Genomic DNA, 24,358 nt, shown 5'->3' with positions numbered 1-24,358 from the left:
TTATAATAGGGTAGAGGGGAAATAAATTCCGCCCCTCCCATTGCACCGTACGTACGGATCTCGTATACGGCGCTACATCTGTATTGTTCACGATTGCGCATTCGCTGTTCCTCCTCTATTCGTAGATGATCCCAGAAGCATCCCCACTACTTTTCCCATCAATCGTTACGTTGCATTGGGCTGGGGTATCCTCATTTTCGGATTCTCTGGGCATTTTCACATAGCGAGTCACACTATACAGTCATTAAGTCCTTCATTGCCTTCGGTTTAGCAACTACTATGACCTCAGCTGACTTCTTGTGGTGAACCTTTTTCGACCGTCATTAACGATTACTGATTTTAAAGCCTCTCGTGCTTAGGCGTCCACAAGATCTCCCAGGGTAAGACACTTATCTTTCTCTCCACAACCTCTTGATTTACCGTCTTGGTTTTACGTTTACCTTTTGGACTTTGGTTTGCATTGCCACCTTATCCACCATTTGGCCTCATCAAGTTTCTGTTCGTAGGCTCGTAAGATTCGCTACACCACTTCCTTCACCCCATCATCACTGATTTCGGCTTGTGGTTCACTACGCTTGGCGGTAACTACCCGCGACTGGACTTTCACCAGCTAGATAAGTGCCATGCCTGGCACACAATAGAAAAAGAGTGACAAATTTTTATCACTCCTTCTTTGCATTCATTAATTTGTTTAGAAAATAAATCGTGAATCTTCTTTAAATTGTTTTCGTGATGGATTGCCCTCACATCGAAAAACTTGATTATTTTTTAAATCATAGATAGAAGACCAAACCGTATCCTTTCCCGTTTTACGATCATATTGACAGAGAAAACCTAAATCCCCACCCAATAATTTTTTTGCTTCAGGTATACTCATGGTTTGACCATGTTCGGCTAAATATTGTTCCAATGTTCGGTAGCGTTTTTCTGCAAACCAATCGTCGTCCAATGATATTTTAAATGCTTGCATTTCTGGCAAGTGAAAACTATTCGTAGCACAAAGAAAGCCTTTTTCATTTAAAGAACAATGAACCAATCGATCATTTGTAAATTCAACCAAACAAGCTTCACCAGATAAGTCTGCCATTACTAATGTTCCAGCGGTACATCGCGGAATTCTCTTCAGTAATTCCAATGCTTGTTCAACATTCTGACACTTTTCCAGAATCATCCGCAAAATCATTCCAACATTCATTCCTGGTTTGATACTATCAGGAAAAACTGATGTAAGAGCAATTGCCAATCCACACTGATTTATCCCATCCTCCATTTCTACAAATGCTGTCGTATTTCCCGAAAATGAATAGGAATCAGGTCCTTTAAATGTGTATAAACAGTTCATATACATTTTTTCTATAGCCGTCAAAAAATCGCTGTTTCTACCAAGCAAGTATGTTCGTTCATTTTTTACAATAAAGCTTGAACAGTTTGTTGCCCGAACAAGTCCATACATTGAAAAAAGTATAGCATACAACAAATTTGGATCTATTAGCTGACCTTTAGCTATTCCATTAATTTCTTCAATGACTCCTGGAAAAAAATCTTTATAATAGGGCAAACATTCTTTTGAGAATGCTTCCATCTCTTTAGTGATTTCAAAAGGAATATTATCCAGCAAGTATTTATTATTCTTTCTCAGCAACTCTCCCCATTTTCTTCCTATTTCATAGTGAGTTCCTTTGAATCGTGCATGATACATGACCTTATCTCCTTCTCAGTTAATTAGGAGTCGACTTCCTATATCAAGAGTAACGTAATAAAAATTTAACTTCAATTAAAAAAAATGAGAACTTTTTTCAATTTTTATACAAACAAAAAAGATGGGTGCACCCATCTTTTACGAAATAATTTTTATATGTGTCAATGGATAATATACAGCCTGGGCTTTACCTAAAATATCTTTGCTTCGAACTGTACCAAATGAGCGACTATCTTTAGAGATTCTCCGATTATCTCCTAATACAAAATACTCATTTTGGGGCAACTGATGCTCTCCTAAAAGTTCATCTAATTGAAAATCCGTCGTATAAGGAGAAACTTGATGATCATGATTTCGATTGTTAGTTAAAAAAGACTCTGAAACCTTTTCGCCATTAATATAAAGTTGATCTTTTTCATATCGAATTTCGTCACCTGGCAAACCAATCACGCGTTTTATATAAATTGTCCCATCTGGTTGTTGAAAAACAATTACATCAAAACGCTGAACTTTGCTGAACTTTTCCATTAAGACCATATCTCCCTGTTTTAGGGTCTGATCCATCGAATTTCCCGTTACGGGAACAGGAATCAATAAGAACCCGCGAACTACTACTCCAACAAAGAGAGAGATTAAGAAATATTTGACACCCAACCATAAATGGTTTCTTGTAAAGAAATTTTTCAATTAGTCCCCTCCCTGTAACTAAAAGCAGTTAATTAAGCTCCATTGCTTACTTTTTCAGAGTTTCTACAGCTTTAGCATAGGCGACATCATTAGATTTAACAAGTTCAAATACTTTTTCTTGTAAAACATCGATTGTCTTATCATCCAATGCCCCCGTAGCAGACAAGTTATTCTCCGTCTGGATTTCTGCTACAGCATCTCTTGTAGCTTCGTTGAATAAATTACCTTCTGTCGGATAGCCTAACGCTTTAAGCATAGTATTAATATTTTTTACTGCATCACCAGAATCTCCAATACGCCAATTTGATTGCTTCGAAATAGGAGGAAGCTTGGCATATTCTGGATAGTCAGCTTCGATAGTCGGCGCAACACCTTTTCCTTCCACTGAGGTCCCATCTGGAGCAAACCATTTCATGATCGTTAACTGAACATAATTATTCTTTCCAATCTGAGTGAGACTCTGTACGCTGCCTTTTCCAAAGGTATTTACGCCAATTATCGGATAATTTTTATTTTTGACTGCTGCAGCTAATAACTCAGCTCCATAAGAACTTTCTTGATCAACTAAAAAAACAGTAGGCTCTTTAACCTTGAATCCTTGATCAATCTTTTTACCAGCTTTGTCGATTGAAATAACTTTCTTGTTATTTGAAAATTGAGCAATAGTGTCCCCATTGTCCAAAAAATAACTCGCAATACGTTCAGCTTCTGCCATTAATCCGCCAGAATTCTGTCGTAAATCGATAACAAATGACTTAGTACCTTCTTTACGCAAGCGTTCGATAATTGTACGAAATTCTAGCGCTGTTGTTTCGCGAAAGTTATCGATTTGAATTGATCCAATCGTTGGGTCTTTCTTATCAAGTTCTCCTTTAACTGTATCTTCAGGTACAACATCTCTCTCGAGCGACACTTCAAACTCCTCGTTGCCCCGTTGGATCAACAATTTGACTTGCGTGCCCTTTTTCCCGCGAATCATGCTAGATACTTGATCTAGAGATTTATCCTGAGTCTTTTTCCCGTCTACTTCAAGAATGATATCTTTAGCTTTTAATTTTGCCTTTTCAGCTGGAGAGTTTTTAACAGGTACTCGGTCAATTACAGGCAATCGATTTTCAAGTTGTAAGTTTGCTCCAATTCCTTCAAAGCTTCCTGCTACTTTTGCATTTAATTCTTGGGTTTCCTTTGCTGTTAAGAATTCAGATTCGGGATCTTGCAAGGACTCAGTCATTCCGTTCAGGGCTCCCTGAATTAGCCGTTCCTTATCAACTTTATCAACATAATTCGTACTGATTAAATCATACAAATCTTGCACATCATCTAAATCGCTTCGTTTAATTTTAACAACTGAATCATTATCCATTGCTTGTTTCTGTTCAATAAAATGAGTTACTATTGCCGTTATAACAATAGTACATACGATCGATATTAAAAAAATCGATACAGGTAGCGTTTTTTTCTGCAAGGCGCATTTTCCTTTCACCCTTTTTTTCATGATAGCATGCTAGAAAAAAAAGGAAAAGCCTTCTACAACTTTTCCTTCTTAATTATTTATTGTTTTCTAGATATTTATCCCAAACTTGATCAAAAAGATCCATCGAGTCTAAATAATCGACACTTAATTCTAAATAGTCTGTAATCTCATGATAATCCTCGGAGTGTTTTGGAAATGTGATATCTTTTGCTACTGCTCCGGCAAAAGCTTCGACAGGATCATGGAGATTGTGGCCCCGTTGAGTCAGAATATAGTGATAAAAGCTTCTTCTCATTTTTTTCACCTCGATGATTACTAATGATCAATTGTTTGTTTTCTTTTGTTTTGGTAAATATAAACTGAATTGAATATCATCACCTACAAGATCAATGTGGTTTGCTCTGATAAACAAACCGTTATTTAATTTGAACTCATTCAATTTCAAAACAATCGTTTGTTCTTCAGGATCAATGGATACCCATTTAGGAAATTTGTATCCGCGTTTGACTGTCGCCATCACTTGACTCACCGGCAAATTTAAAGAGCCAATCGACAAATCCCGTGCCTTCAGTTGAACATTGCCATTATCCATAACATATGGATCAAAATAAAGATAAAAGTCAACTTTTGCACCTAAAATTTTAAACTCGCCTTTTAACATAGCTTGATTTTCTAAGTAAAATTCATACTTAACATCTGAACCTTTTTGTAAATCGTTTAAAAAGTATTCCATCACGGTATTTAGCTTTTTCTTATTGGTATTCATTGATAAAACAGGTGATCCTTTAGGTACAGTCGTTTCACTGCTTGGCGGTAGGTTCGTTTCCCTTGCGGTAAATATTCTTACAGTAGAAAAAATGATCCCACCCAAAATGATACCAATTAAAACAAGAAAAGCAATTTTCCAACCGTTGATTTTTTTCTTCGTATCTTCCATTAATTGCTCTCCTTTATTAGCCATAAATCTTTCGTGTCCACTATTTTATCTCGAATAGCCGTCGCCATCAATTGATAACCCAAATTATTCGGATGAAAATTATCCTCATCATAAAGTGCATTATTCTTAACCTCAGAACTTGAACTTTCACTCGTCGACTTTGTATCCTTGTTTGCGATTCCTTTATATAATAGATCATTTACTGGAATAAAGAAGCAATTTGTTGTTTCTTTTGTCAATTTTTCAGTTTCATCATTCCAATTATCTACAACTGTCTGCATCGCTTTGATCTCTGGAAAATTTAAATAGTAAGGATTATAAATACCCACAACATAAATTGGTGCTTTTGGATTTAGCTCTCGCATTTCGGCTAAAATTTCACTAACCTGCTTGCCATATTTTTTGATTGACCGATCAAATTGCTTAGCAGTTTTTGCGTTAAGATTTTTTTGAAATGCCTGAAAAAGATCATTTCCTCCAACTGTCATAGTAATAATATCTGCACTAGCTAGACTATTCTGTAAATCAGAATCTTTTTTCACCCGTTTTAAGATTTGATCGCTACGTTCACCAGAAACACCATAGTTGTCTTTTTCAACAGAAGATAGTTCATATTTCTGCTGTAAAGCATCTGCGACCAATGGGACATATCCTCCACGCTTTGTTTCATCACCGACGCCTTCAGTCAATGAGTCCCCAACTGCAACCAGATGGACAGACTTCTTATAATTTTGATTTTCACTTCTTACCACGTGAATTCGAGGTTCAGCTTTAGGTATAGTTAAAAAGAGAACAAGTAAAGTAACCACAGCAGTCGCTAGTGGAATTAGTAATGTTGCAAAACGTTTCATTCATCCTGCTCCTTCGTAAAAAAACGCCTCTATTGCTAGAGGCAGGTTCAACTAATCTGTATAATACATGATAGCAAAAGCACCTGGTCCCGTATGTGTAGCAACAATCGGATTCGTGTGCAAAACTGGAATGTGCATATCTGGGAACATTTCCTGCAATGCTTGCTTAGCTTCATCAATAAAGTCTAGCTTACCGGCATAAGAAATACCAATTTGTTTCACATTTACTTTTGTTAACTCATCCATAAATGTTCCAAACCACTTACTGAATGTCTTCTTACCTCGGCCTTTTGTTATTGGCAACAATTCACCATCTTCAAGCTCCATGACTACACGCATATTAAGTACACTTGATATTACCCCGGCTACTCGGCTGATACGACCACCTTTTACAAGGTTGTCAAGCGAAGATATTCCAATGAATAGTTTGCTATGGTCCTTCACCCGCTCTACTCCCGACAATACTTCATCAAGGCTTGCTCCCGATTGAGCCAATTTAGCTGCTTCTATTACTTGAAACGCTTGAGACTGGTCGATAAAACCACAATCAATTACAGTTACATTACTGCTGCTTAAAAAGGTCGCTTGACGTGCCGCTTCTGCAGTGCCACTCAATGTATGAGACATATGAATGGAGACAATAGAACTCCCATCTTTTCCTAGTTCATCATACAATTCCGCAAAATAGCCGATCGGTGGTTGACTAGTTTTCGGTAGATTTTTGGCCCGTGCCATCATTTCCATAAAGCGCTCTCCAGTTAAATCATCATCATCTGGATAAACTACATCATCCATCATCACTGATAATGGGATAACAGTAATATTTAATTCATCTCGAACTGCTTTTTCAATCGTACAAGATGAGTCGGTTACAATTTTAACATTTGGCATTATGATCCTTCTTTCCATACCTAGTTTCAAATTAATTTCAGTATATCAAACCTCATGAAATAAATCATTCTTGAAACTATTTCTTTACAAATCCTGAAAAAACATGTTAAAAAGCTCCGGTTCTTCCATATGTCTCGAAATAATAACGATAAGGATTTTTTTCATCTCTTTTACCTTGTTTTCGTTCTAATAGCTGCCATTTATTCCAAAGTACCGTTGGAAAATAGGCGTCACCCTCAAAGCTAGCTTCAATAAAAGTTCGGTAGATTTTTTCACAATAAGGTAAGAATTCTGTATAGATGGCAGAGCCTCCCGCAATAAAAGTTTTTCCTTTATTGTCTCTATCATAGGCAAGAACTTCACCTAATGAATGCATAACTATTATATTTTCGGCATGATAATCCATATCTCGAGTTAATACGATCGTTTTTCGGTCAGGCAATGGTCGCCCTCCCATTCCTTCAAATGTTTTACGTCCCATCACCAAAGTGTGACTGAGCGTGGTTTCTTTAAAAAAGCGTAGATCATTTGGCAGATGCCATGGTAAGTGATTATTCTTACCAATCAAACCATTCTTATCTTGTGCCCAAATAGCGATCAGCATAATACTCCTCCATTTACATAGTCATGAACTCAGTTTTTAAATTTTAACCAATGGTTACCTTATAAATCCAATTAGCTGTCTTCAACAATTTCACTTAGATACTCCCAACGCATCATCTTTTCTTCTAATAGCTGTTCACTCTGATCTATTTCTTTTTGAAGAGCTTGCAATTTAGTAAAGTCATCCCCTTGATGATTCATCGCTTCTGTTAATTCAACTATTTTGTCTTCTAAAAAAGCAATGTCATCTTCTATTGTCTCCCATTCTTTTTGCTCATTATAGGAAAGCTTTTTCTTCCGTTCTTTTGGTTGAGGTTTTGTCTTAATAATTTTGTCATCCTTGACTAACGTTTGTTGGTTCAAGTAATCAACAACAGAACCAAAATAAGAAATAATTAAACCGTTACCTTCAAAGATTAACAATTTTTCAGCAACTTTGTCTAAAAAATAGCGATCATGTGAAACTGTAATTACTGCTCCAGAAAAGTCGCGCAGATAATCTTCCAAAACTGTTAAAGTAGCGATATCTAAATCGTTGGTCGGTTCATCTAACAATAAAACATTCGGCTGTTGAATCAACAGCTTCAACAAATAAAGACGCCTTTTTTCTCCGCCAGATAATTTACCAATCAACGTTCCATGCATAAACCGTGGGAACAGAAAACGTTCTAATATTTCTGCTACACTAATATGTGAACCATCTCGCTGCGTCACTTCTTCGGCAGCTTCTTGTAAATAGGCAATCATTCGCTTGTTAGGATCCAATGTTTCGTTTTGCTGAGTATAGTATGCTAGGCGAACAGTCTCTCCAATCTCAATCAAACCGTCATTTAATGGGACTCGTTCAGCCAAAATATTTAACAAAGTAGATTTCCCAGCTCCATTTTTTCCGGTTATTCCCAAGCGCTCTTTTGTTTGGATCAAAAGATCAAAATGATCTAGAATCGTTTTTCCGTTAATAGAATAAGAAGCTTGTTTTAATTCCAGAACTTTTTTTCCTAAACGTGTCGTGGCGATATTCATCTCAAGCTGATCATCATTATTCACTTGATGTAAGTTGTCTTTTAAATCCTCAAATCGATTAATCCGCGCCTGCTGTTTAGTTGTCCGCGCTTTTGCACCTGCACGCATCCAAGCCAACTCTTGCTTATATAATTGTTTTCTTTTACCCTCTTGCTCAATTGCGATCCGATCACGTTCTGCCTTCTCTACTAAATAAGCTTCATAATTTCCTTGATATTCATAGAGGTTACCAAAAGACAACTCAAAAATTCGATTTGTTACGCGGTCTAAAAAATAACGATCGTGGGTAACCATCAAAAGTGCGCCAGTATAATTTTTCAAATAGTTTTCTAACCATTGGATCGCGTCATAATCCAAATGATTTGTAGGCTCATCTAATAACAATAAGTCTGGTGCATCAATTAAAACTTGCGCTAATGCCACCCGTTTTATTTGCCCTCCTGAAAGCTCTCCAATTTTTTTATCCAAGGTATCTATGCCTAATTTATTCAGTATTGCTTTCGCTTCACTATCTGCTGTCCAAGCGTCTTGCTTGTTCATCGCTTCTTCAGCCAACGTAAACTTTCGTTGTGTTTCACTATTATTAGCGTTCGACAATTCCAACAAAGCCTTCTCGTATTCACGTACCGTTTGCATCAATGGATTATTACCTTGAAAAACAGCGTCTAAAACTAATAAATCATTGGAAAAATTTTGACCTTGTGCTAAGTAACCGATTCGATAATCACTGGCCTTATCAATCGCCGAAATATCCCCATCGCCACTATCCTTACCAGCTAAAATGGTTAATAAACTTGATTTACCTGTACCATTAACTCCGATCAATCCGATTCGATCCTTTTCATGAATTAAAAAGGAAATACGGTCAAATAAAGTTTTATCACCAAATGTTTTGTATAATTCTACAACTTTCAATTCTTTCATCTCGAACCATCCTCAAATTTCTCTTCGTTATTGTAACAAAAAACGCAAGAGAAGTGAAACTTCGCCGCTATAATATGCAAATAGTTTTTTTGTTTTATAGTTGTCTAATGTGCCGTATATTTGTAATTCATAGTTATTAGATCAATCATTCACTTTGCTACAACAACGAGATAATTTTTAATCACTCATTCGATTTTTTTCTGCAGACAGTTAAATAATTTACTTGCTACCTCATTTAATGGATAAAAAAGACAAGCTTCCTTATCGGAAACTTGTCGCTTCTTTTTTAGAATTGCTCACCATAAACTTCATCAACAGTTTTTGTTGGATCAATAACAATATATAGACTTTTTGTTTTTTCAGAAACTTTTGTTGATTGGTAAACGTTATCGAGACCTTCATTGTCTTTGTCCTTATAAGGAAAATAAACTGAATCAGGGTGACCTGCACGATAAATGATTTCCATTCGTTCAATATCTTCGAACTTACGAGCACGTTCAAACATTCCTAATTCTAAACCACCCAAATTAATGTCTGTTGTCTGAACATGGTCGCCTTCTTGATAAATTTCAATCTTAAATCCGGCACAAGGATGAATTTCTACGAACTCGCTACCATGAATTCTTCCAAAACTAGTCGTAATTTGTTTGATCCATAAATCACCAATGTAACGACGATCAATCGTCCATGTTTCACCATTACGGAAATAGAATTTTAACGCTGTCATTTCTCTTGCCATTTCTACATTCTCCTCACTACTAATCTAAAACCAAGTTTAGCACACCTTGAGTAAACGGTCACATGTTGTGCTTAGACTTCATTTTTTTTAGGAAAGTTGAAGTTTCAACAATCACTCTTTGATGCTTTGCTTCCCCGACTAATTGTTCCCCATCAAAGGCTTTTATAGAAAAAGAAATTTTATTAGTATTAGATTCATGCATTTCTGCTTCAACTTCAACATTCGCACCTACAGCTGTTGGAGCCAGATGTTTTAATTCCACCTTGACCCCAACACTTGTTTGAAAATCTGAAAGTTGAGGAGACAGTAACTCCTTTGCGCAATTTTCCATCAATGCTACTAATGCCGGTGTAGCCAAAACTTCAAGATCTCCCGATCCCATTGCTAAGGCTGTCTGATTTTCTAATACTCGATACTGTTTAGTTAGTTTTTTCATGACATCTCCTTTTTTAAATATCCTTCCGCATAATTCAGTAAATCTTCCTTTTGATTTTTTAGATTTCCTTCGATTACTTCTTGCTCTAAAACATTCAAGATCATACTGATCCATGGACCGCGCGGATAATCAAAATATTCCATTACTTCATTTCCCTTTAATGCTAAATCTTTTAGTGAATAAATAGGCAAATATTGATAAAGCAAGCGAATTTTTTCTAAATTGGGTTCGCGTTCGAAATAGTATAGAAGGTATTCTACTGATAACGCCAGTTCTCTACCTAATTGATACAGTGTCCAATTATCCCACTCATATTTCAATCGAAACTGCAGTGCAGGGACCATTTGAGTCACTTCTCGAATCAATTGATTCGAACATTTCCATTCTTTCATAAAGTGACGAATATCCGTGATATTCATATCAAGCATCGCCATCAATAATGTCCAAGCTTGACGCTCCGTCGGGATCGCTGGACCCCGAAGTTCAGAAAAATTTAAGAGTGCCTCGCCATAAGAACGTAACCCGGGACAATAGATGTAACATTCCGATTCTACAAAAGAACGCAAGCCTGCTTCTCGAAAGGAGCCCATCATCAGTTTTACAAATTCAACATTGATTCGTTCAGTCGAAATTTTAGCTAATAAAGAATGATATTCTTGGATGGCTTCAAATGTGTTGGGCTCTAAAGTAAATCCCAAATGACTGACAAAACGTAATGCACGCATCATTCGTAAAGCATCTTCGTGAAAACGTTCATAAGGATTTCCTACTGCACGTAAAACTTTGTTTCTTAAATCATCTAATCCGTCAAAAAGATCGATTATGGTCCCGTCGATACCCACAGCTAAAGCATTAATCGTAAAATCTCGTCGTTTCAAGTCTTCCTTCAATGACCGAACAAACTCCACATGATCCGGACGACGGTAATCTTGATAAGTTGACTCTGTCCGAAAAGTTGTGACTTCATATGTTGCTTCTTTTGTGATTACCATTACAGTGCCATGATCAATCCCCACATCGATTGTCCGGTGGAACAACTCCTTCACTTCTGCCGGAAAAGCACTAGTTGCGATATCTACATCATGAATCGGCTTATTTAGAAGAATGTCACGAACACTGCCACCAACGTAATAAGCTTCATAGCCGGCACTTTGTAATTTGCGTAAAATCGGCATTGCTCCTTGAAATTCTAAAGGAAAGGCTTCGAGTCTCATTCAATATCACCTTCAGTCAGACCATCCTTCCGTTCAAAACGAAAGCGGTCACGTTGATTGAATTTTTCCATATTCCGTTCAAAAGCTTCTGTTAAATCAATGCCCATAGAATTTGCCATAATAATTGTAACAAATAGTACATCGCCAAGCTCTTCTTCAACTGTTTTTGGTTTCTCAGAATCTTTCTTCTTCTTTTCGCCATAATGATGATTTACTTCACGAGCCAGTTCTCCTACTTCCTCGGTTAGTCGAGCCATTTGACCCAATGGAGAAAAATAACCTGTTTTGAATTGTTGTATATAATCATCAACTTCTTTTTGCATGATTTTCATTGTCTTTTCATTCATCAAACCACCTCAAACCTATCTTATCAAAAAACAGATTTGTTTCCTATCATGTTGTTGTAACTATCTTAAATTCATGCTATGTTGATTGAGGACTAAATTTGATTGTGACGAAGGTCTGATCAGTTTCTTGACTAAGTTTGTTTTATCCAATAAATCTCAGGAGGTGTCGTATGGAAACGACTATGTCTACACGGATCAAGGAAATTCTTTTTATTGTGGTAGGAACAGCCATTTATGCATTTGGTCTTGTTTATTTGAATATTGCGAATCACTTAGCTGAAGGTGGGGTCACTGGTATTACCTTGATCATTCGAGCTCTTTTTGGCATTGATCCTGCTTATACAACATTGATTATTAATATTCCATTGATTTTAATTGGTGGAAAAATTTTGGGTAAACGATCATTCTACTACACAATTTTAGGAACCGTTTGCTTATCTGTCTTTTTATGGATCTGGCAGAGAATTCCTCTACAAATCAACCTTGATCATGATTTGTTTATCGTGTCTATTCTAGCTGGTTTATTTGCTGGATTTGGAAGCGGTTTGGTTTATCGGAATGGCGGAACGACAGGTGGAGCAGATGTTATCGCTCGAATTTTAGAGCAAAAGATAGGTTTTACAATGGGAAAATCATTACTGGTTTTTGATATTATCGTTTTGATTTGCTCGCTGACCTATTTAGATTTGAAACGAATGATGTATACGTTGATCGTATCTTTTGTATTTAGTAAAGTAGTTGATATGCTTTCATCTGGAGGATATGCAGCTAAGGGTGTGATGATCATCTCTAATGAGAGCAATGTAATCGCAGAGTTATTGATGGCACATTTAGAACGTGGAGTTACCTATCTTCATGGAGAGGGAGGCTTCTCTTCAGAGCTAAAACGCATTGTATATATCGTAGTTTCTCAACAGGAAATTAATGAAGTTAAAAAAATCATCCACTCTGTGGACGAAAAAGCCTTCATATTGATCAGTAATGTACATGACGTTGAAGGTGAAGGTTTTACCTATTTGAGGCCGCAACGTCGTAGGTTTACTTTAAAGCGAAGCAATTAAAAAAATACCGCAGACAAAAATAAACCATTGTCTGCGGTATTTTTTATTCATGTAACGTTAATTTTAGCCTGTTTAATTCATCTGACAAAATTAGAAATGCTTCTTTGTCGCCGTCTTCTAAAGCCATATCAATTTGTTTTTTCAATAAATCAACTTGTGCTTCTTGTTCCTGAAACTTCAAATAGTTTTCAACCTCTGTCACAATCTCTTCACTAACGTTATCATTCCAAGAGAGTGCAGGATTGTCTTCGAGTACCGATAAATATTGAGCGTTTTGCCAAGAGTTCGGAAAAACACACTCCAAATATAAGGGCTGTTGCCAATGCAGACGAATTTCATGAAAAATTTGGTCACTGTTGGAAAATTGATGCCCTTCGATTGAGAACATCATCGGCTCTTCACGCTGAGTAATATCCCGAAAAACCAATCCTCTCTTTGTTTCCAAGGCTTGCTCTACAATATGGACATTTCGTAAAATTGCTTCATGATTAATTAAGTAATTCAAAATCCAAATCACTTCGCGGCGTTGAAAGCTTACATTATTGATCAACCATACGAGAAATTCACGTTTTTCACCTACATCGATCATTTTTCTCACCTCTCTATTCTTCTAATAATGACTGTACTTCTAAATCACTAGGTTCTAGTTGTAAATAACTCGTAAGAATAGCTCTTGCAGACTCTAATTGACCATCCTCGCGCAAAAATAGACCATAAGACTTTAAAAAATCCGGTTCATGAGCCAAATCTTCGTAGGCCTGCTTATAAAAAGTACGGGCAGCATTGAAATCTTCTAATTCATTATAGGCTTGTGCCAAATTCCATGAAGCATAAGGATTATCTTCTTCATCCATCTGACTAATCATTTCGATAGCTTTGTCTGGCTGCTCTTCATTGAGGTAGAGATTACTTAACGTCAACAAAGTTTCATCAGTTTTATCCCCGGAATCAAGTGCTTGTACTAACAGTTCCTCTGCCTTTTTGCTATCACGAAGTCGATACGCAATTTCGGAGGCTAAGTGCAACAATTCCACTTGATAAGGATTCTCTTTGATCCCTTCCTCAGCAGCAACCAATGCCTCCTCAAGTAGCTCCTCTTCTTTCAAACTATCGGCAAGATAGTAATAGCCACTTTGATATTGCGGGTCAAGAGTAATCAATTCTTGTAAATAATTGATGGCTTTCTGATGATCGTGTAATTGGTAATAAATAAAACCTATTTGGAATAAACGATCAGCGGTACGTTCCTTTTCTAACGCCCGTTCCAAGAATGGGATAGCTTCTTCAAAGCCCCCCATCATGCTATAGGCCGCTCCGATTCTTTCATCGATGGAAATATTGGCGATTTCCTCTAGCCCTTGCTTCTGAAGCAGACTGTAATCGTTGATTGCTTCCCCTAACTGGTTAGCAGAAAAATGTAATTCCGCCAAAGCAAAAGTAATCAGCGGCTCCTCCGGGGCAATGGTTTTTGCTTGTAACAGTTTTGCTTCACTGACTTCTGGAATCCCTAAAACTTGATACAGATCAGCTATTACTAATAGACTCTCTAAATAATTTTCACTTTCAGGCTGGATTCTTTCTAAGTACTCAAAGGCACCATCAATATCGTCATTTTCAATAGCAATTTCGGCTAATGAAAGATAAAAGATATCTTCTTCAGGAAAATCTTTCAATAGTTTTTCCAAAATACGCTTTGCTTCTTCTAGAAACCCTAAGCTTTGCAACTCTTCAGCCAAACTAGCTAAGATTTCCGGTTCATCCTTCCTTAATGCCTCTTCCAACATCCGATTTGCTTCTGTTAAATTCTCGTTCCTCAATGCTGAAAGCATTTTTTCACTATAACTTGACATCTATTCTCCCCTGATCTCTGTTACTATTTTTTGATACATTTCAAACGTTCGAAGTAACTCTTTTTGAGTCGGTATTTTACTTGTACCAACCACGCCGATTTGGATTAGCCCATCTAAAGGTTTTTCCTTTGCTAAAGCAATCACTTGCTGACCATAATCAGCTAATGAGATTCCTTCAGGTATCGTAATAGGAAACCCTAATCGCACCAACCATATCATAAAATTTTTGAAATTGAAATGAAGATCGCTTGCTATTACATTCCAAGCTAGTTCAAAAAGCAGGCCAAACATCGTCTTCATACTGCTTGACAATAGTGAACCATTCTCTGTTTGAAAGAAAGCTTTCTCAAAGGTTTTTCCAAAGCGACGAAGCTGTCTACTATTTTCCTGATAAAAATTAATAAGTGTTTCACTAAAAGCCGAAAAAGAATGTTGCAATAAAGCATCACGCGTTGGAAAATTCACATACAAATTTTGCAGAAATGTGTAGTCACAAACGATCCCACAATTAATCAATGTTAAAAGATCGACCATTTTCCCAGTTTTTTGCTGATCCGCCAAAGTATGATCAAACAAAATATTTCGTGGTACTTCTTCAATCTCCATTACTGTCATTAAATTTTTGTCTGAGACAATCTGATCAACAAATGATAAACTCTGGGCGAATGATCGTAATGAAACGGGCAAAAAACACAATTCTGCTTGAAAATTCGATACATGATGAGTAAATCCTAGCAGTTCAAGAGCCCCCTCATTTCCAATTCCAAGAAAAATCGTTTCTTTTTGTCGACTGAAACGATCAAGAAAGTGAATCAATTCTTGAAAATTTTCCATCGTATTGCAGTAGCGATTATTAGGTGTAATAAACCAATCATGAGAACTAGTTTTCGGAATAAATTGACGCAGTTTTTCTGCGAATAAATCATAATAACGCTGATTTCCACAAAAAAGAATTTGTTTATTTTGCAAATTCTTTTTGCGCATCATTGAAGCGACAGTTTCCCCATAAATGATCAAGGTCTCATTTTGCTTATTTCGATACAATACTTCCATCACAGTCACCCCGTTTTCTTTATTTTATACTACAAAAAAACCTCTCGCAACAAATCTGCGAAAGGCTGTAAGACATTTCTCTTTCATTATTATAAGAATAAAAAAAGAATCCGGATTTTAAAATTAATTAGTTGCAAATTCAATACTAATTTAGTTCTGTTCATTTAGTGACTTTGCGGAGCATTTTGTTGATTATGAGTTGATTCTCCATCATGATTTGAAGGAGCTTGCTGCAAATTAGATTGATTTGGCACACCCTGCTGTTGATTTTCCTGAGGTGTCTGTTGTTGATTATTTTGGCTCTGCTGTGGTGTTTGTTGTTGATCATATTGTTCTTGCTGATAGTTCTGACCTTGCTGCGGCGTTTGTTGCTGATATTGTTGTTGATTTCCTTGGTTCGCCTGCTCTTCTACTTTTGATAACTCTTCAAAAGTCAGCAAACCGTCACCATTCAAATCTGAAGGCGAATATCCTTCTTTAATAACCCGTTCTCCGTTTGACAAGACTCGCAAAACAGTCACCTGCTCTCCCCACGGCGTTGTCAATACCTGTCCAACACTTGATGTATCAATTGTTTCGGAGGCATCTGTTATCGTAGAAGAGATTGAAGTAGAGTTATTCAAACTTACTTCTCGCTTTGGAATAATCTCTTCATCTGAAGATCCATAAAAATACAACCCAACCAATACGATGATCAATAACAACGGAACTGATACCAGTAATATTATAAAGTTGCGACGTTTCCTTTTTTTATCTTCCTGCTCTAGCAATGCATCTGCTTCTAAAAAGGCCTGTCGCCACCTAGGATCATTTTGTCTTTGCCTAAGAAAATCATATGAATGCCAAGAATCATTTTTCTTGGCGTAGAAAAGTCGTTCCTTTGACATCGCTTCACCTTCCTTCTTCTTTCTAAAAATTTTTATATTAATCAGTATACCATTTTCTATAAGTTCACTATGCGGATAAAACAAAAAAGTAAAACGCTCTACTCCATTTTATCGTATGTAAAGCCTTTCGTAAAATAAAAATTAAGTTATAATTTAGATGAAATAGCCAACGAACGTAGAAATAAACATCAGAAATATCTATTTCTATTTTTCAGACAAAAAACCGTTATGACTATAAAGTCATAACGGTTTTAGCAGCAAAAATTATTTAACTGCGTCTTTTAGCGCTTTACCTGGTTTAAATGCAGGTACTTTGCTTGCTGGAATTTCGATTTCTTCACCAGTTTGTGGGTTACGTCCTTTACGGGCCGCACGTTCACGTACTTCAAAGTTACCGAAGCCGATCAACTGAACTTTTTCACCTTCAGCTAATGCGTCTTGGATAGTTGAAAATACAGCATCGACAGCAGCTGTAGCGTCTTTCTTAGTTAAGTCAGTAGCTGCTGCAACTTTTTCGATCAATTCTGCTTTGTTTGCCATGAATGAATTCACCTCCTGAGAAATGAGTAATGATGTGTAAACATCGACTGATAACTGAGTGGTCCAGTCATCAGCTAAGAAATATTGATTTGGTCAATATTCTGTTATAACGATAGCATAAGAACCTTGTGTTAGCAAGGTTTTTAGCAATTAATGGCATAAAATTCATGGTTGTTTTATCATTCAGAGAAATCTGTTGTCACCAAAATAAAAGTATGATAAAATACCTTATTTTCTCCTACGGGCGATTATTTTTATCGGCGTACCTTCAAACTCAAAAGCTTTGCGAATTTGATTTTCTAAAAAACGTGCATAAGAAAAATGCATTAGCTCTTCTTCGTTAACAAATACTACAAATGTCGGTGGTTTTACAGCAACTTGAGTCGCATAAAAAATCTTCAGCCTTTTTCCTCTATCAGTAGGTGTTGGATTAATCGCAACTGCATCCATGATAATATCGTTCAAAATAGAAGAAGGGATTCTTAAATTTTGATTCATGCTGACTTCTTCAATCATTATTGGAATTTTATTCAACCGTTGTTTAGTCATTGCTGAAACAAATACGATTGGTGCGTAATCTAAATAAGAAAATTCATCGCGAATTTCTTCTTCAAATTCTTTCATTGTATTGGTATCTTTTTTGACTAAATCCCATTTGTTGACCACTATGATTACGCCTCGTCCAGCCTCATGAGCATAACCAGCTATTCGCTTGTCTTGTTCACGAATCCCTTCCTCGCCGTTTAACACGACCAAAACAACGTCAGATCGATCAATTGCACGCATAGCACGCATTACAGAATATTTCTCTGTATTTTCATAAACCTTACCGCGTTTTCGCATTCCAGCCGTATCAATCATCGTAAATTCTTGGCCATTATCACCAACAAACTTTGTATCAATCGCATCCCGTGTAGTTCCTTCGATATCTGATACAATTACCCGATCTTCCCCTAAAATTGCATTTATCAATGATGATTTGCCCACATTCGGACGACCAATCAAACTAAACTTGATTGATTCATCTTCATCTTCCCCATTATCTGTAGGAAAATGTTTGACTGCTTCGTCTAGAACATCCCCCAGACCTAATCCATGACTGCCTGAAACAGGATATGGTTCTCCTAATCCTAAAGAATAAAACTCATAAATATCATTGCGCATTTCGGGATTATCTACTTTATTCACCATTAAGATTATTGGTTTTTTACTTCTGTATAAAATCTTAGCAACTGCTTCATCTGCGTCAGTAACACCTTCTTTTCCACTTGCAACAAGCAAAATAACATCTGCTTCATCAATCGCAATTTGAGCTTGTTGTTTGATTTGTTCCATAAAAGGCTCGTCACCAACATCAATTCCACCAGTATCAATGATCGAAAATTCATGGTCCAACCATTCACCCTTTGCATAGATCCGATCGCGAGTTACCCCTGGTGTATCTTCTACGATCGATATACGTTCGCCAGCAATTCGGTTAAACAATGTTGATTTTCCGACATTTGGTCGACCAACAATCGCAATTGTAGGATTTGACATAACTTAACTCCCCGTTTCTAATTAATGTATTAAATTTTTTCAAAAAAATTGAGCCCGATGCTCACAGTATCTATCCTAATATTTAGTACGTTCCTTTAGAAGATCAGTAACAAAACTCCCGTCATCTGTTAAAACAAACTGTAAAACCAGGATAATTTCAAATTATTTTAATAAATCTCCACAAAATCTATTTAGATTCAATTACATACTCTTCTACTATTTTTTTCAAAAGCAGAAGGTAGAACTAACGGCTGCATTCTTTTTTCAAATTCTCCTTAGTTTAACTAAGAAAACTTCTTCTTGCAAGAGAAGGAGCCATTTTCATCTAGTAAATAATAATAAAATTACACTTTGTGGCTCTAGTCAGTTCACCGTTCCAGCAAATAACGCAAATTTCTCCTTCGATTTAGGCAAAAAAAGACGTGCTCACGCACGTCTTTAATGGATAATTATTCTTCTTCTGTTTCATCACTTAAAGCGTCGCCCAAGATGTCGCCCATAGTAAAACCAGTATTTTCTTCAGGCAATTCATAGGATTCTTCTTCCACAGGTTCTGATTTAGTTTCCTCAGGTTTCTCTTCCAACACCTTGATTGAAAGTGCCACACGATGATCTTCAGGATGAACTTCTAATACTTTTACTTTTACTTGATCCCCTTCATGCAAAACTTCGTGTGGTGTAGCAATATGTTTATGAGAAATTTGAGAAATGTGAACTAAACCTTCTACTCCAGGAAAAATCTCAACGAAAGCACCAAAACTAGTCAATCGCTTCACAGTTCCTTCGAGTACAGAACCTGGTGCTGCTTTTTCCTCGATATCTGTCCAAGGTCCAGGGAGATTCGCTTTGATTGATAATGAGATACGTTCCTTTTCCGGATCAACAGAGAGGACTTGAACTTCTACTTCATCGCCAACAGTCAAAACATCTGATGGTTTCGCCACATGACTATGAGAAATTTCTGATACGTGAACCAAACCGTCAATACCACCAAGATCAATAAAGGCACCGAAGTCTGTTAAACGAGCAACTTGGCCTTTAATTACTTGGCCTTCATATAAATCTGCTAAAATTTCTTTTTTCTTCTCTGCTTTTTCAGCTTCAACAACTGCTTTATGGGATAGAATCAAACGATTCTCAGAAGGTTCGATTTCAATAATTTTGAATTTCAATGTCTTTCCAGTATAAGCTGAAAAATCATCAACAAAATGATCATCAATCATTGATGCTGGCACAAAACCACGTACGCCCACGTCAACGACTAAACCACCTTTAACACTGCTAGTTACCGGTGCTTCGATAATTTTTCCATCTTGGAAATCCTTTTCGATGTCCTCCCAAACTTTCTTCGCATCCAAGCGACGTTTAGAAAGGAGATAACTACCATTTTCTTTGTCTTTTCCGATAGAAGAGATAACGACTAAATCAAGAATATCGCCAACCTTGACTTCTTCATTGATATCTTCAACAGGTAATGTTGAAAGCTCTTTAGCAGGAACTACACCTTCCACCCCTGCACCTTCAATACCAACGATAACTTGTTTATCTTCTAAGGCGAGCACCTCACCTTTAACAATATCGCCAACTTGAACTTCATGCACACTTTCCATTGCTGCTTCCATGGAAACATTTTCGTTGTCCATCGAATTTTGTTCTAATTCTGTCATGTCGTTTGTCCTCCTTACCAACAATTCTACGTAAAATACACTACATATTCTATTTTAGAGTAATCCACATGAAAAATAAAGCGATTTCTTCTTTTTTTCTAAAAAATCGAAAGAAATTCGCTTTATTTATCGATTTTATCCAAAATTTAGAAACCTTTTGAACATATAACCTCTTTAATCTTCGTTACTACCTGATCGATCGACATTCCCGTCGTATCCACCAATTGAGCATCTGCAGCCTGTACAAGCGGAGAAACACTGCGATGCGAATCTAAATAATCACGCTTTGCAATAGCCTCTTTAATTGCTTCAAAGTCCATATCGATTCCCTTTTCTTGATTTTCTTTGTATCGGCGTTGTGCTCGTTCTTCGACACTTGCTACTAAGAAAATTTTTACTTCCGCTTCTGGTAAGACTGTTGTACCAATATCTCGCCCGTCCATTACGATTCCGCCTGCTTCAGCCAACTGACGCTGCGCTTCCACCAATTCGTTTCTAACTTTAGCATGAGCGGAAACTTCTGATACAGCTGCAGTTACATCGGGCTGACGAATCGCCTGAGTAATCTCTTCACCATTCGCAAATACTAGCTGTCCATGAACAGATTGTTTGAAAGTAATTGGATATTTTTTTGTCAGTTCAGCTAAAGCTGACTCGTCTGAAAATGCGACCTGATATTTGATTGCTAAGAAAGTAATAGCACGATACATCGCACCAGTATCAACATAAATAAAATCAAAGTCTCTTGCTAGAATCTTAGCTACTGTACTCTTTCCTGAAGATGCCGGACCATCAATTGCAATTGAAATTTTTTCCATGTTCTGCCTCTTTTCAATAAATAAACCGTAATCGCTAACGATTACGGCAAGATATTCAAATTATTTAACACGCACTTGTTGGCCTGGATCAAAGTAAAAACTATCCAAAGTCATACCATTAAGTTTCAAAAATTCATCAACACTCAACCCATAACGTCCAGCAATTTGTTTTGGACCTTCGCCTGCCTGAACTGTTCCATACTGAGCATTTGCATCACTTTGTGTATTGTCTTGATTTTGCTGAGTTTGTTGTTGTTGTGCCTGTTGTTGTGCTTGTTGCTGTGCTGCTTGTTGTTCTGCCGCTTGCTGTTCAGCCGCTTGTTGTTGTGACTGCTGATTTGCTTCAGACTCTGTTGTTGAACTACTTTCTTCGGTGCTGCTTTCTTCAGTACTGGATTTCTCTGTTGAAGATACCTTTGATACCTGCGTTGTGCTCTCAGGAGAGGCCGCTGGTTTATCATCTCCACGAGTAATCCAGAAAAAGGCACCCGCGGGAATCAAAATAAGGGCTAACAATAATGCGACCAGAATTGTCAAGAATTTCGTATTTCCGCCACCTTTGTTACCACCACTACGACGAGACTGGCTACGTGAATATGTTTCTTCTTCACTATCAGATTCGTAAATATGTTGATCCCACGGTTCATTGTTCGTATCGTTATAGCGATCTTTTCTACTCAATTTCTCTAACCTCCTAAATGCTATCGCCATGTATTATACCATAGCTCTTGAAAAAGTGGCGTTACTTTTCAATCTTTCTTAGCATTTTTAAAAATTTTTTGAACTATTTTTTGCCAAGTAAATGGTGTTTCGGACGGTATTTCTTTACTTATTTTTATTGCTAAAGTGGCCCCATCGTTATCACAACAATTTGAATTTTTCTTATGAAGCGTCTCGTCAAAATAGGATACTAAAAATTTGCGACGACAGTTTGCTGTTGAAATATAATCTAACATTTTTTTTAATTGTACTTTTTTTGTTACTCCTCTCTTACTTAATAAATCTAGCAAGCGTGATTCTTGATTAGGAAAAAATTGCTCCCATTTTTTAATCAGAGGATCTTCAAAAACGAGATCCGTTATTTTCTGTTTGATTTCAAATAATTTTTTTGATTGATTCGTTTGTTCTTGTAGAAAATGATGAATATGTTCATCGCCTTCTTCATAAAGTAGAATGGCTTGACTAGGTTGGCCATCTCTACCAGCTCGACCTACTTCTTGCAAATAATTCTCAGGTGAATCCGGTAAATCATAGTGAATAACAAACCGAATATTGTCTTTGTTAATCCCCATTCCAAAAGCATTTGTTGCAATTAACAACTGTAAATCTCCCGCTAGAAATTGCTGTTGCAACATTCGCCGTTCTTGACCGCTGAGTCCTCCATGATAGTAAGCAACAGCATGAGTTTGCTTAAGTAACTTGTACAGTTCCTCCACTTTTTTTCGTGTGGCGCAATAAACAATTCCTGAACCCGCTAATGACTCAACTAACTCTTGTAATTTCTTCAATTTATCCCCTTGATAAACAAAAAAACTAATATTCGGTCGATCAACTGAATATATAAACTCCTGTGCTTCGTCATTAAATAGTAAGCGCTGGATATCCTGGCGTACAGATTTGGTGGCTGTAGCTGTCAGGGCCAGAACTAATGATACGTTAACCTTCTTTATACCATCTGCTAGTTTTAGATATTCTGGGCGAAAATCAATTCCCCACTGTGAAATACAATGAGCCTCATCAACAACAACCAAGGACAATTTCATCGCTTGTAAAGTTTTTTGAACGTTAGCTGTCAAAAACATTTCCGGGCTCATAAAAATAAACTTATACTTCTGCGCTTCACTTAAGACCAATTGTTTTTCCCAAGATGATAGTACGCTATTCAAAGCGACCGCACGCTTTTCCCCAAGCCTTTGCAATTGAGTTACCTGGTCTTCCATTAAAGATATCAAAGGCGAAATAATGATTACAGTACCCTCAAGTAAATATCCCGGTAATTGATAACATAAGGACTTCCCCGTTCCTGTTGGTAGCATTCCAAGGACAGAATTACCAGATAGAAGAGACTCAATGATCTCCTGCTGCCCCGGTCGAAAATGATCATAATTAAATTTTGTCTTTAGTAACTCTATCAGCTCCATTGTTTTCTCCTCAAATAATAGAGTTGCGACAAGCGGAAAGTTAAGTAAGGCACCTCATAATCTTGATAATGAGCATGGATTACTTGTTCCTCGTTAAGAGCGCTAAAATCGACTCTCTCAAATCGTTCATATGGAAAATCTTTATCCATTAAACCCCATTCGATAAAATGGTCATTGATAGTCCCTTGTTTCAAATGACGCAACTCCAAAATTTCATTCATTGTTTTCCCTGCTAGAAAGAACTCTTTTGTCTTTAACATGCTTTGATTGATATTTTGCTGGTCTAACTGTAACAATAATCTTGATATTTCACCGTCTTCGATCTGTGCAAAAAAAAGATCAATCGCACGCTGGCGATAAAGGATATTCCAAGGAAACCCTTGCCATTTCTCAGGAAACAATTGAAAAGCAGTTTTACCTTGAAACCCATAGCCTGAAAATTGATTGGCTAAAAAATCCGCCTCTACCTGTGGCAAATCTTTTAAAATACTTGTTAATTCCTGATAGAAGTTTCTTATTAAATTAGGTTGTGAAGTTGCTAACCATTTTTTTATTTGCTGCGAGTAATACGGTCTATTTTCAATTGGAAGGTAATCATTTTCATTAAAGGATAAATTACTGATAACTTGTACCGCGAAGAGAATCATTTGCCACGAATTCTCTCGCATTCGACCATAGCGTAAATTATTCAGTCCGCTCAAATCAAAAAACTCACTTGTTAATAGCTTTTCTCCTTCTTTTGTCATCCTTCCAAAACCGTCATCAACTACAATCAACTTCTGATTTATCAATTGTTGAAGTTCTTTTTGAAATGTTTCTTCTTTTAAATTTGGCAGTGCCCCTAAATAAGCCAAATTCTTATAAAAAAAACCATGGAGCAATACTGAGCTAGTTCTTTTTCCCACTAATAAATGATATAAAGTGGAGGTTCTTAACTTGTAGCCAGTCTGAAATAACGTTAAAATAAAAAAAGTCAT

The 24,358-nt window shown here is 36.8% G+C and carries 25 protein-coding genes; 1 reads left to right on the top strand and 24 read right to left on the bottom strand.

All coding sequences use genetic code 11. The features are described 5' to 3' along the window. Positions 1-691: 691 nt before the first annotated feature. The 13 genes from JZO85_RS07995 to JZO85_RS07935 form a co-directional block, all read right to left on the bottom strand. Positions 692-1,699 (bottom strand): C45 family autoproteolytic acyltransferase/hydrolase, encoded by a 1,008-nt coding sequence (locus JZO85_RS07995; RefSeq protein WP_207107978.1) that lies wholly within the window; start codon positions 1,697-1,699, stop codon positions 692-694. A 138-nt stretch (positions 1,700-1,837) separates the two neighbouring features. Continuing rightward, positions 1,838-2,386 (bottom strand): signal peptidase I, encoded by a 549-nt coding sequence (gene lepB / locus JZO85_RS07990; RefSeq protein ID WP_207107977.1) that lies wholly within the window; start codon positions 2,384-2,386, stop codon positions 1,838-1,840. Positions 2,387-2,432: 46 nt separating this feature from the next. Continuing rightward, on the bottom strand, positions 2,433-3,851 hold the full coding sequence (locus JZO85_RS07985; protein ID WP_207107976.1) for a S41 family peptidase: 1,419 nt from the start codon (positions 3,849-3,851) through the stop codon (positions 2,433-2,435). Positions 3,852-3,933: 82 nt separating this feature from the next. Next, positions 3,934-4,155 carry a YozE family protein gene (locus JZO85_RS07980; RefSeq protein WP_207107975.1) on the bottom strand — a complete coding sequence of 74 codons (222 nt, stop codon included), beginning with the start codon at positions 4,153-4,155 and terminating at the stop codon, positions 3,934-3,936. A gap of 27 nt (positions 4,156-4,182) precedes the next feature. Then, the gene (locus tag JZO85_RS07975) at positions 4,183-4,797 is read right to left on the bottom strand and encodes a YpmS family protein (RefSeq protein WP_207107974.1); all 615 of its coding nucleotides are present in this window, start codon (positions 4,795-4,797) and stop codon (positions 4,183-4,185) included. Beyond that, positions 4,797-5,648 carry an SGNH/GDSL hydrolase family protein gene (locus tag JZO85_RS07970; RefSeq protein ID WP_207107973.1) on the bottom strand — a complete coding sequence of 284 codons (852 nt, stop codon included), beginning with the start codon at positions 5,646-5,648 and terminating at the stop codon, positions 4,797-4,799. Before JZO85_RS07970 ends, JZO85_RS07975 begins: the two co-directional genes overlap by 1 nt. Before the next feature lie 51 nt (positions 5,649-5,699). Then, positions 5,700-6,539, bottom strand: a complete 840-nt coding sequence (locus tag JZO85_RS07965) for a DegV family protein (protein ID WP_207107972.1) — start codon at positions 6,537-6,539, stop codon at positions 5,700-5,702. Positions 6,540-6,645: 106 nt separating this feature from the next. Continuing rightward, on the bottom strand, positions 6,646-7,143 hold the full coding sequence (locus JZO85_RS07960; RefSeq protein ID WP_207107971.1) for a dihydrofolate reductase: 498 nt from the start codon (positions 7,141-7,143) through the stop codon (positions 6,646-6,648). 71 nt (positions 7,144-7,214) lie between these two features. After that, positions 7,215-9,089 (bottom strand): ABC-F family ATP-binding cassette domain-containing protein, encoded by a 1,875-nt coding sequence (locus JZO85_RS07955; protein WP_207107970.1) that lies wholly within the window; start codon positions 9,087-9,089, stop codon positions 7,215-7,217. Between the two features lie 286 nt (positions 9,090-9,375). Next, positions 9,376-9,828 (bottom strand): hypothetical protein, encoded by a 453-nt coding sequence (locus JZO85_RS07950; RefSeq protein ID WP_207107969.1) that lies wholly within the window; start codon positions 9,826-9,828, stop codon positions 9,376-9,378. A gap of 58 nt (positions 9,829-9,886) precedes the next feature. Next, entirely contained in the window at positions 9,887-10,264 is a 378-nt protein-coding gene (locus tag JZO85_RS07945) for a thioesterase family protein (protein WP_207107968.1), read from the bottom strand. Continuing rightward, positions 10,261-11,478: a CCA tRNA nucleotidyltransferase gene (locus JZO85_RS07940; RefSeq protein WP_207107967.1), complete on the bottom strand. Its 1,218-nt coding sequence runs from the start codon at positions 11,476-11,478 to the stop codon at positions 10,261-10,263. The genes JZO85_RS07945 and JZO85_RS07940 overlap by 4 nt, the downstream gene beginning before the upstream one ends. After that, on the bottom strand, positions 11,475-11,825 hold the full coding sequence (locus tag JZO85_RS07935; RefSeq protein WP_207107966.1) for a nucleotide pyrophosphohydrolase: 351 nt from the start codon (positions 11,823-11,825) through the stop codon (positions 11,475-11,477). The genes JZO85_RS07940 and JZO85_RS07935 overlap by 4 nt, the downstream gene beginning before the upstream one ends. Before the next feature lie 170 nt (positions 11,826-11,995). Between JZO85_RS07935 and JZO85_RS07930 the strand changes: the two genes are divergently transcribed. After that, on the top strand, positions 11,996-12,886 hold the full coding sequence (locus JZO85_RS07930) for a YitT family protein (RefSeq protein WP_207107965.1): 891 nt from the start codon (positions 11,996-11,998) through the stop codon (positions 12,884-12,886). 43 nt (positions 12,887-12,929) lie between these two features. On the opposite strand, the gene JZO85_RS07925 is transcribed toward JZO85_RS07930, so the two are convergent. The 11 genes from JZO85_RS07925 to JZO85_RS07875 form a co-directional block, all read right to left on the bottom strand. Next, positions 12,930-13,475 carry a YpiB family protein gene (locus tag JZO85_RS07925; RefSeq protein ID WP_207107964.1) on the bottom strand — a complete coding sequence of 182 codons (546 nt, stop codon included), beginning with the start codon at positions 13,473-13,475 and terminating at the stop codon, positions 12,930-12,932. A 13-nt stretch (positions 13,476-13,488) separates the two neighbouring features. After that, the gene (locus JZO85_RS07920) at positions 13,489-14,736 is read right to left on the bottom strand and encodes a tetratricopeptide repeat protein (RefSeq protein WP_207107963.1); all 1,248 of its coding nucleotides are present in this window, start codon (positions 14,734-14,736) and stop codon (positions 13,489-13,491) included. Next, the gene (locus tag JZO85_RS07915) at positions 14,737-15,789 is read right to left on the bottom strand and encodes a hypothetical protein (RefSeq protein ID WP_207107962.1); all 1,053 of its coding nucleotides are present in this window, start codon (positions 15,787-15,789) and stop codon (positions 14,737-14,739) included. A gap of 164 nt (positions 15,790-15,953) precedes the next feature. Continuing rightward, positions 15,954-16,676: a hypothetical protein gene (locus JZO85_RS07910; protein ID WP_207107961.1), complete on the bottom strand. Its 723-nt coding sequence runs from the start codon at positions 16,674-16,676 to the stop codon at positions 15,954-15,956. A 264-nt stretch (positions 16,677-16,940) separates the two neighbouring features. Continuing rightward, positions 16,941-17,216, bottom strand: a complete 276-nt coding sequence (locus JZO85_RS07905; RefSeq protein WP_010744623.1) for an HU family DNA-binding protein — start codon at positions 17,214-17,216, stop codon at positions 16,941-16,943. Between the two features lie 228 nt (positions 17,217-17,444). Continuing rightward, positions 17,445-18,755 carry a ribosome biogenesis GTPase Der gene (der, locus tag JZO85_RS07900; protein ID WP_207107960.1) on the bottom strand — a complete coding sequence of 437 codons (1,311 nt, stop codon included), beginning with the start codon at positions 18,753-18,755 and terminating at the stop codon, positions 17,445-17,447. A gap of 449 nt (positions 18,756-19,204) precedes the next feature. After that, positions 19,205-20,422 (bottom strand): 30S ribosomal protein S1, encoded by a 1,218-nt coding sequence (rpsA, locus tag JZO85_RS07895; protein WP_207107959.1) that lies wholly within the window; start codon positions 20,420-20,422, stop codon positions 19,205-19,207. Positions 20,423-20,568: 146 nt separating this feature from the next. Further along, positions 20,569-21,240, bottom strand: coding sequence for a (d)CMP kinase (cmk, locus tag JZO85_RS07890; protein WP_207107958.1), 672 nt, complete (start codon positions 21,238-21,240; stop codon positions 20,569-20,571). A 60-nt stretch (positions 21,241-21,300) separates the two neighbouring features. Next, positions 21,301-21,921, bottom strand: a complete 621-nt coding sequence (locus tag JZO85_RS07885; protein ID WP_207107957.1) for a LysM peptidoglycan-binding domain-containing protein — start codon at positions 21,919-21,921, stop codon at positions 21,301-21,303. 68 nt (positions 21,922-21,989) lie between these two features. Continuing rightward, positions 21,990-23,381 (bottom strand): RecQ family ATP-dependent DNA helicase, encoded by a 1,392-nt coding sequence (locus tag JZO85_RS07880; RefSeq protein ID WP_207107956.1) that lies wholly within the window; start codon positions 23,379-23,381, stop codon positions 21,990-21,992. Continuing rightward, the gene (locus tag JZO85_RS07875) at positions 23,372-24,358 is read right to left on the bottom strand and encodes a helix-turn-helix domain-containing protein (protein ID WP_207107955.1); all 987 of its coding nucleotides are present in this window, start codon (positions 24,356-24,358) and stop codon (positions 23,372-23,374) included. The genes JZO85_RS07880 and JZO85_RS07875 overlap by 10 nt, the downstream gene beginning before the upstream one ends.

Origin of the sequence: Candidatus Enterococcus murrayae, from assembly GCF_017315985.1 — a bacterium.
GTDB classification, from domain to species: Bacteria; Bacillota; Bacilli; order Lactobacillales; family Enterococcaceae; genus Enterococcus_A; species Enterococcus_A murrayae.
This window is presented reverse-complemented; position numbering and strand designations above follow the sequence as displayed.

Bases quoted from the DNA above. Each gene is read 5' to 3' on its own strand.
- rpsA (WP_207107959.1), bottom strand. From the start codon at position 20,422: ATGACAGAATTAGAACAAAATTCGATGGACAACGAAAATGTTTCCATG.
- JZO85_RS07970 (WP_207107973.1), bottom strand. From the start codon at position 5,648: ATGAAACGTTTTGCAACATTACTAATTCCACTAGCGACTGCTGTGGTT.
- JZO85_RS07965 (WP_207107972.1), bottom strand. From the start codon at position 6,539: ATGCCAAATGTTAAAATTGTAACCGACTCATCTTGTACGATTGAAAAA.
- cmk (WP_207107958.1), bottom strand. From the start codon at position 21,240: ATGGAAAAAATTTCAATTGCAATTGATGGTCCGGCATCTTCAGGAAAG.
- JZO85_RS07940 (WP_207107967.1), bottom strand. From the start codon at position 11,478: ATGAGACTCGAAGCCTTTCCTTTAGAATTTCAAGGAGCAATGCCGATT.
- JZO85_RS07960 (WP_207107971.1), bottom strand. From the start codon at position 7,143: ATGCTGATCGCTATTTGGGCACAAGATAAGAATGGTTTGATTGGTAAG.
- der (WP_207107960.1), bottom strand. From the start codon at position 18,755: ATGTCAAATCCTACAATTGCGATTGTTGGTCGACCAAATGTCGGAAAA.
- JZO85_RS07920 (WP_207107963.1), bottom strand. From the start codon at position 14,736: ATGTCAAGTTATAGTGAAAAAATGCTTTCAGCATTGAGGAACGAGAAT.
- JZO85_RS07995 (WP_207107978.1), bottom strand. From the start codon at position 1,699: ATGTATCATGCACGATTCAAAGGAACTCACTATGAAATAGGAAGAAAA.
- JZO85_RS07935 (WP_207107966.1), bottom strand. From the start codon at position 11,825: ATGAATGAAAAGACAATGAAAATCATGCAAAAAGAAGTTGATGATTAT.
- JZO85_RS07905 (WP_010744623.1), bottom strand. From the start codon at position 17,216: ATGGCAAACAAAGCAGAATTGATCGAAAAAGTTGCAGCAGCTACTGAC.
- JZO85_RS07880 (WP_207107956.1), bottom strand. From the start codon at position 23,381: ATGGAGCTGATAGAGTTACTAAAGACAAAATTTAATTATGATCATTTT.
- JZO85_RS07910 (WP_207107961.1), bottom strand. From the start codon at position 16,676: ATGTCAAAGGAACGACTTTTCTACGCCAAGAAAAATGATTCTTGGCAT.
- JZO85_RS07980 (WP_207107975.1), bottom strand. From the start codon at position 4,155: ATGAGAAGAAGCTTTTATCACTATATTCTGACTCAACGGGGCCACAAT.
- JZO85_RS07945 (WP_207107968.1), bottom strand. From the start codon at position 10,264: ATGAAAAAACTAACTAAACAGTATCGAGTATTAGAAAATCAGACAGCC.
- JZO85_RS07930 (WP_207107965.1), top strand. From the start codon at position 11,996: ATGGAAACGACTATGTCTACACGGATCAAGGAAATTCTTTTTATTGTG.
- JZO85_RS07915 (WP_207107962.1), bottom strand. From the start codon at position 15,789: ATGGAAGTATTGTATCGAAATAAGCAAAATGAGACCTTGATCATTTAT.
- JZO85_RS07975 (WP_207107974.1), bottom strand. From the start codon at position 4,797: ATGGAAGATACGAAGAAAAAAATCAACGGTTGGAAAATTGCTTTTCTT.
- JZO85_RS07925 (WP_207107964.1), bottom strand. From the start codon at position 13,475: ATGATCGATGTAGGTGAAAAACGTGAATTTCTCGTATGGTTGATCAAT.
- JZO85_RS07950 (WP_207107969.1), bottom strand. From the start codon at position 9,828: ATGGCAAGAGAAATGACAGCGTTAAAATTCTATTTCCGTAATGGTGAA.
- JZO85_RS07875 (WP_207107955.1), bottom strand. From the start codon at position 24,358: ATGACTTTTTTTATTTTAACGTTATTTCAGACTGGCTACAAGTTAAGA.
- JZO85_RS07955 (WP_207107970.1), bottom strand. From the start codon at position 9,089: ATGAAAGAATTGAAAGTTGTAGAATTATACAAAACATTTGGTGATAAA.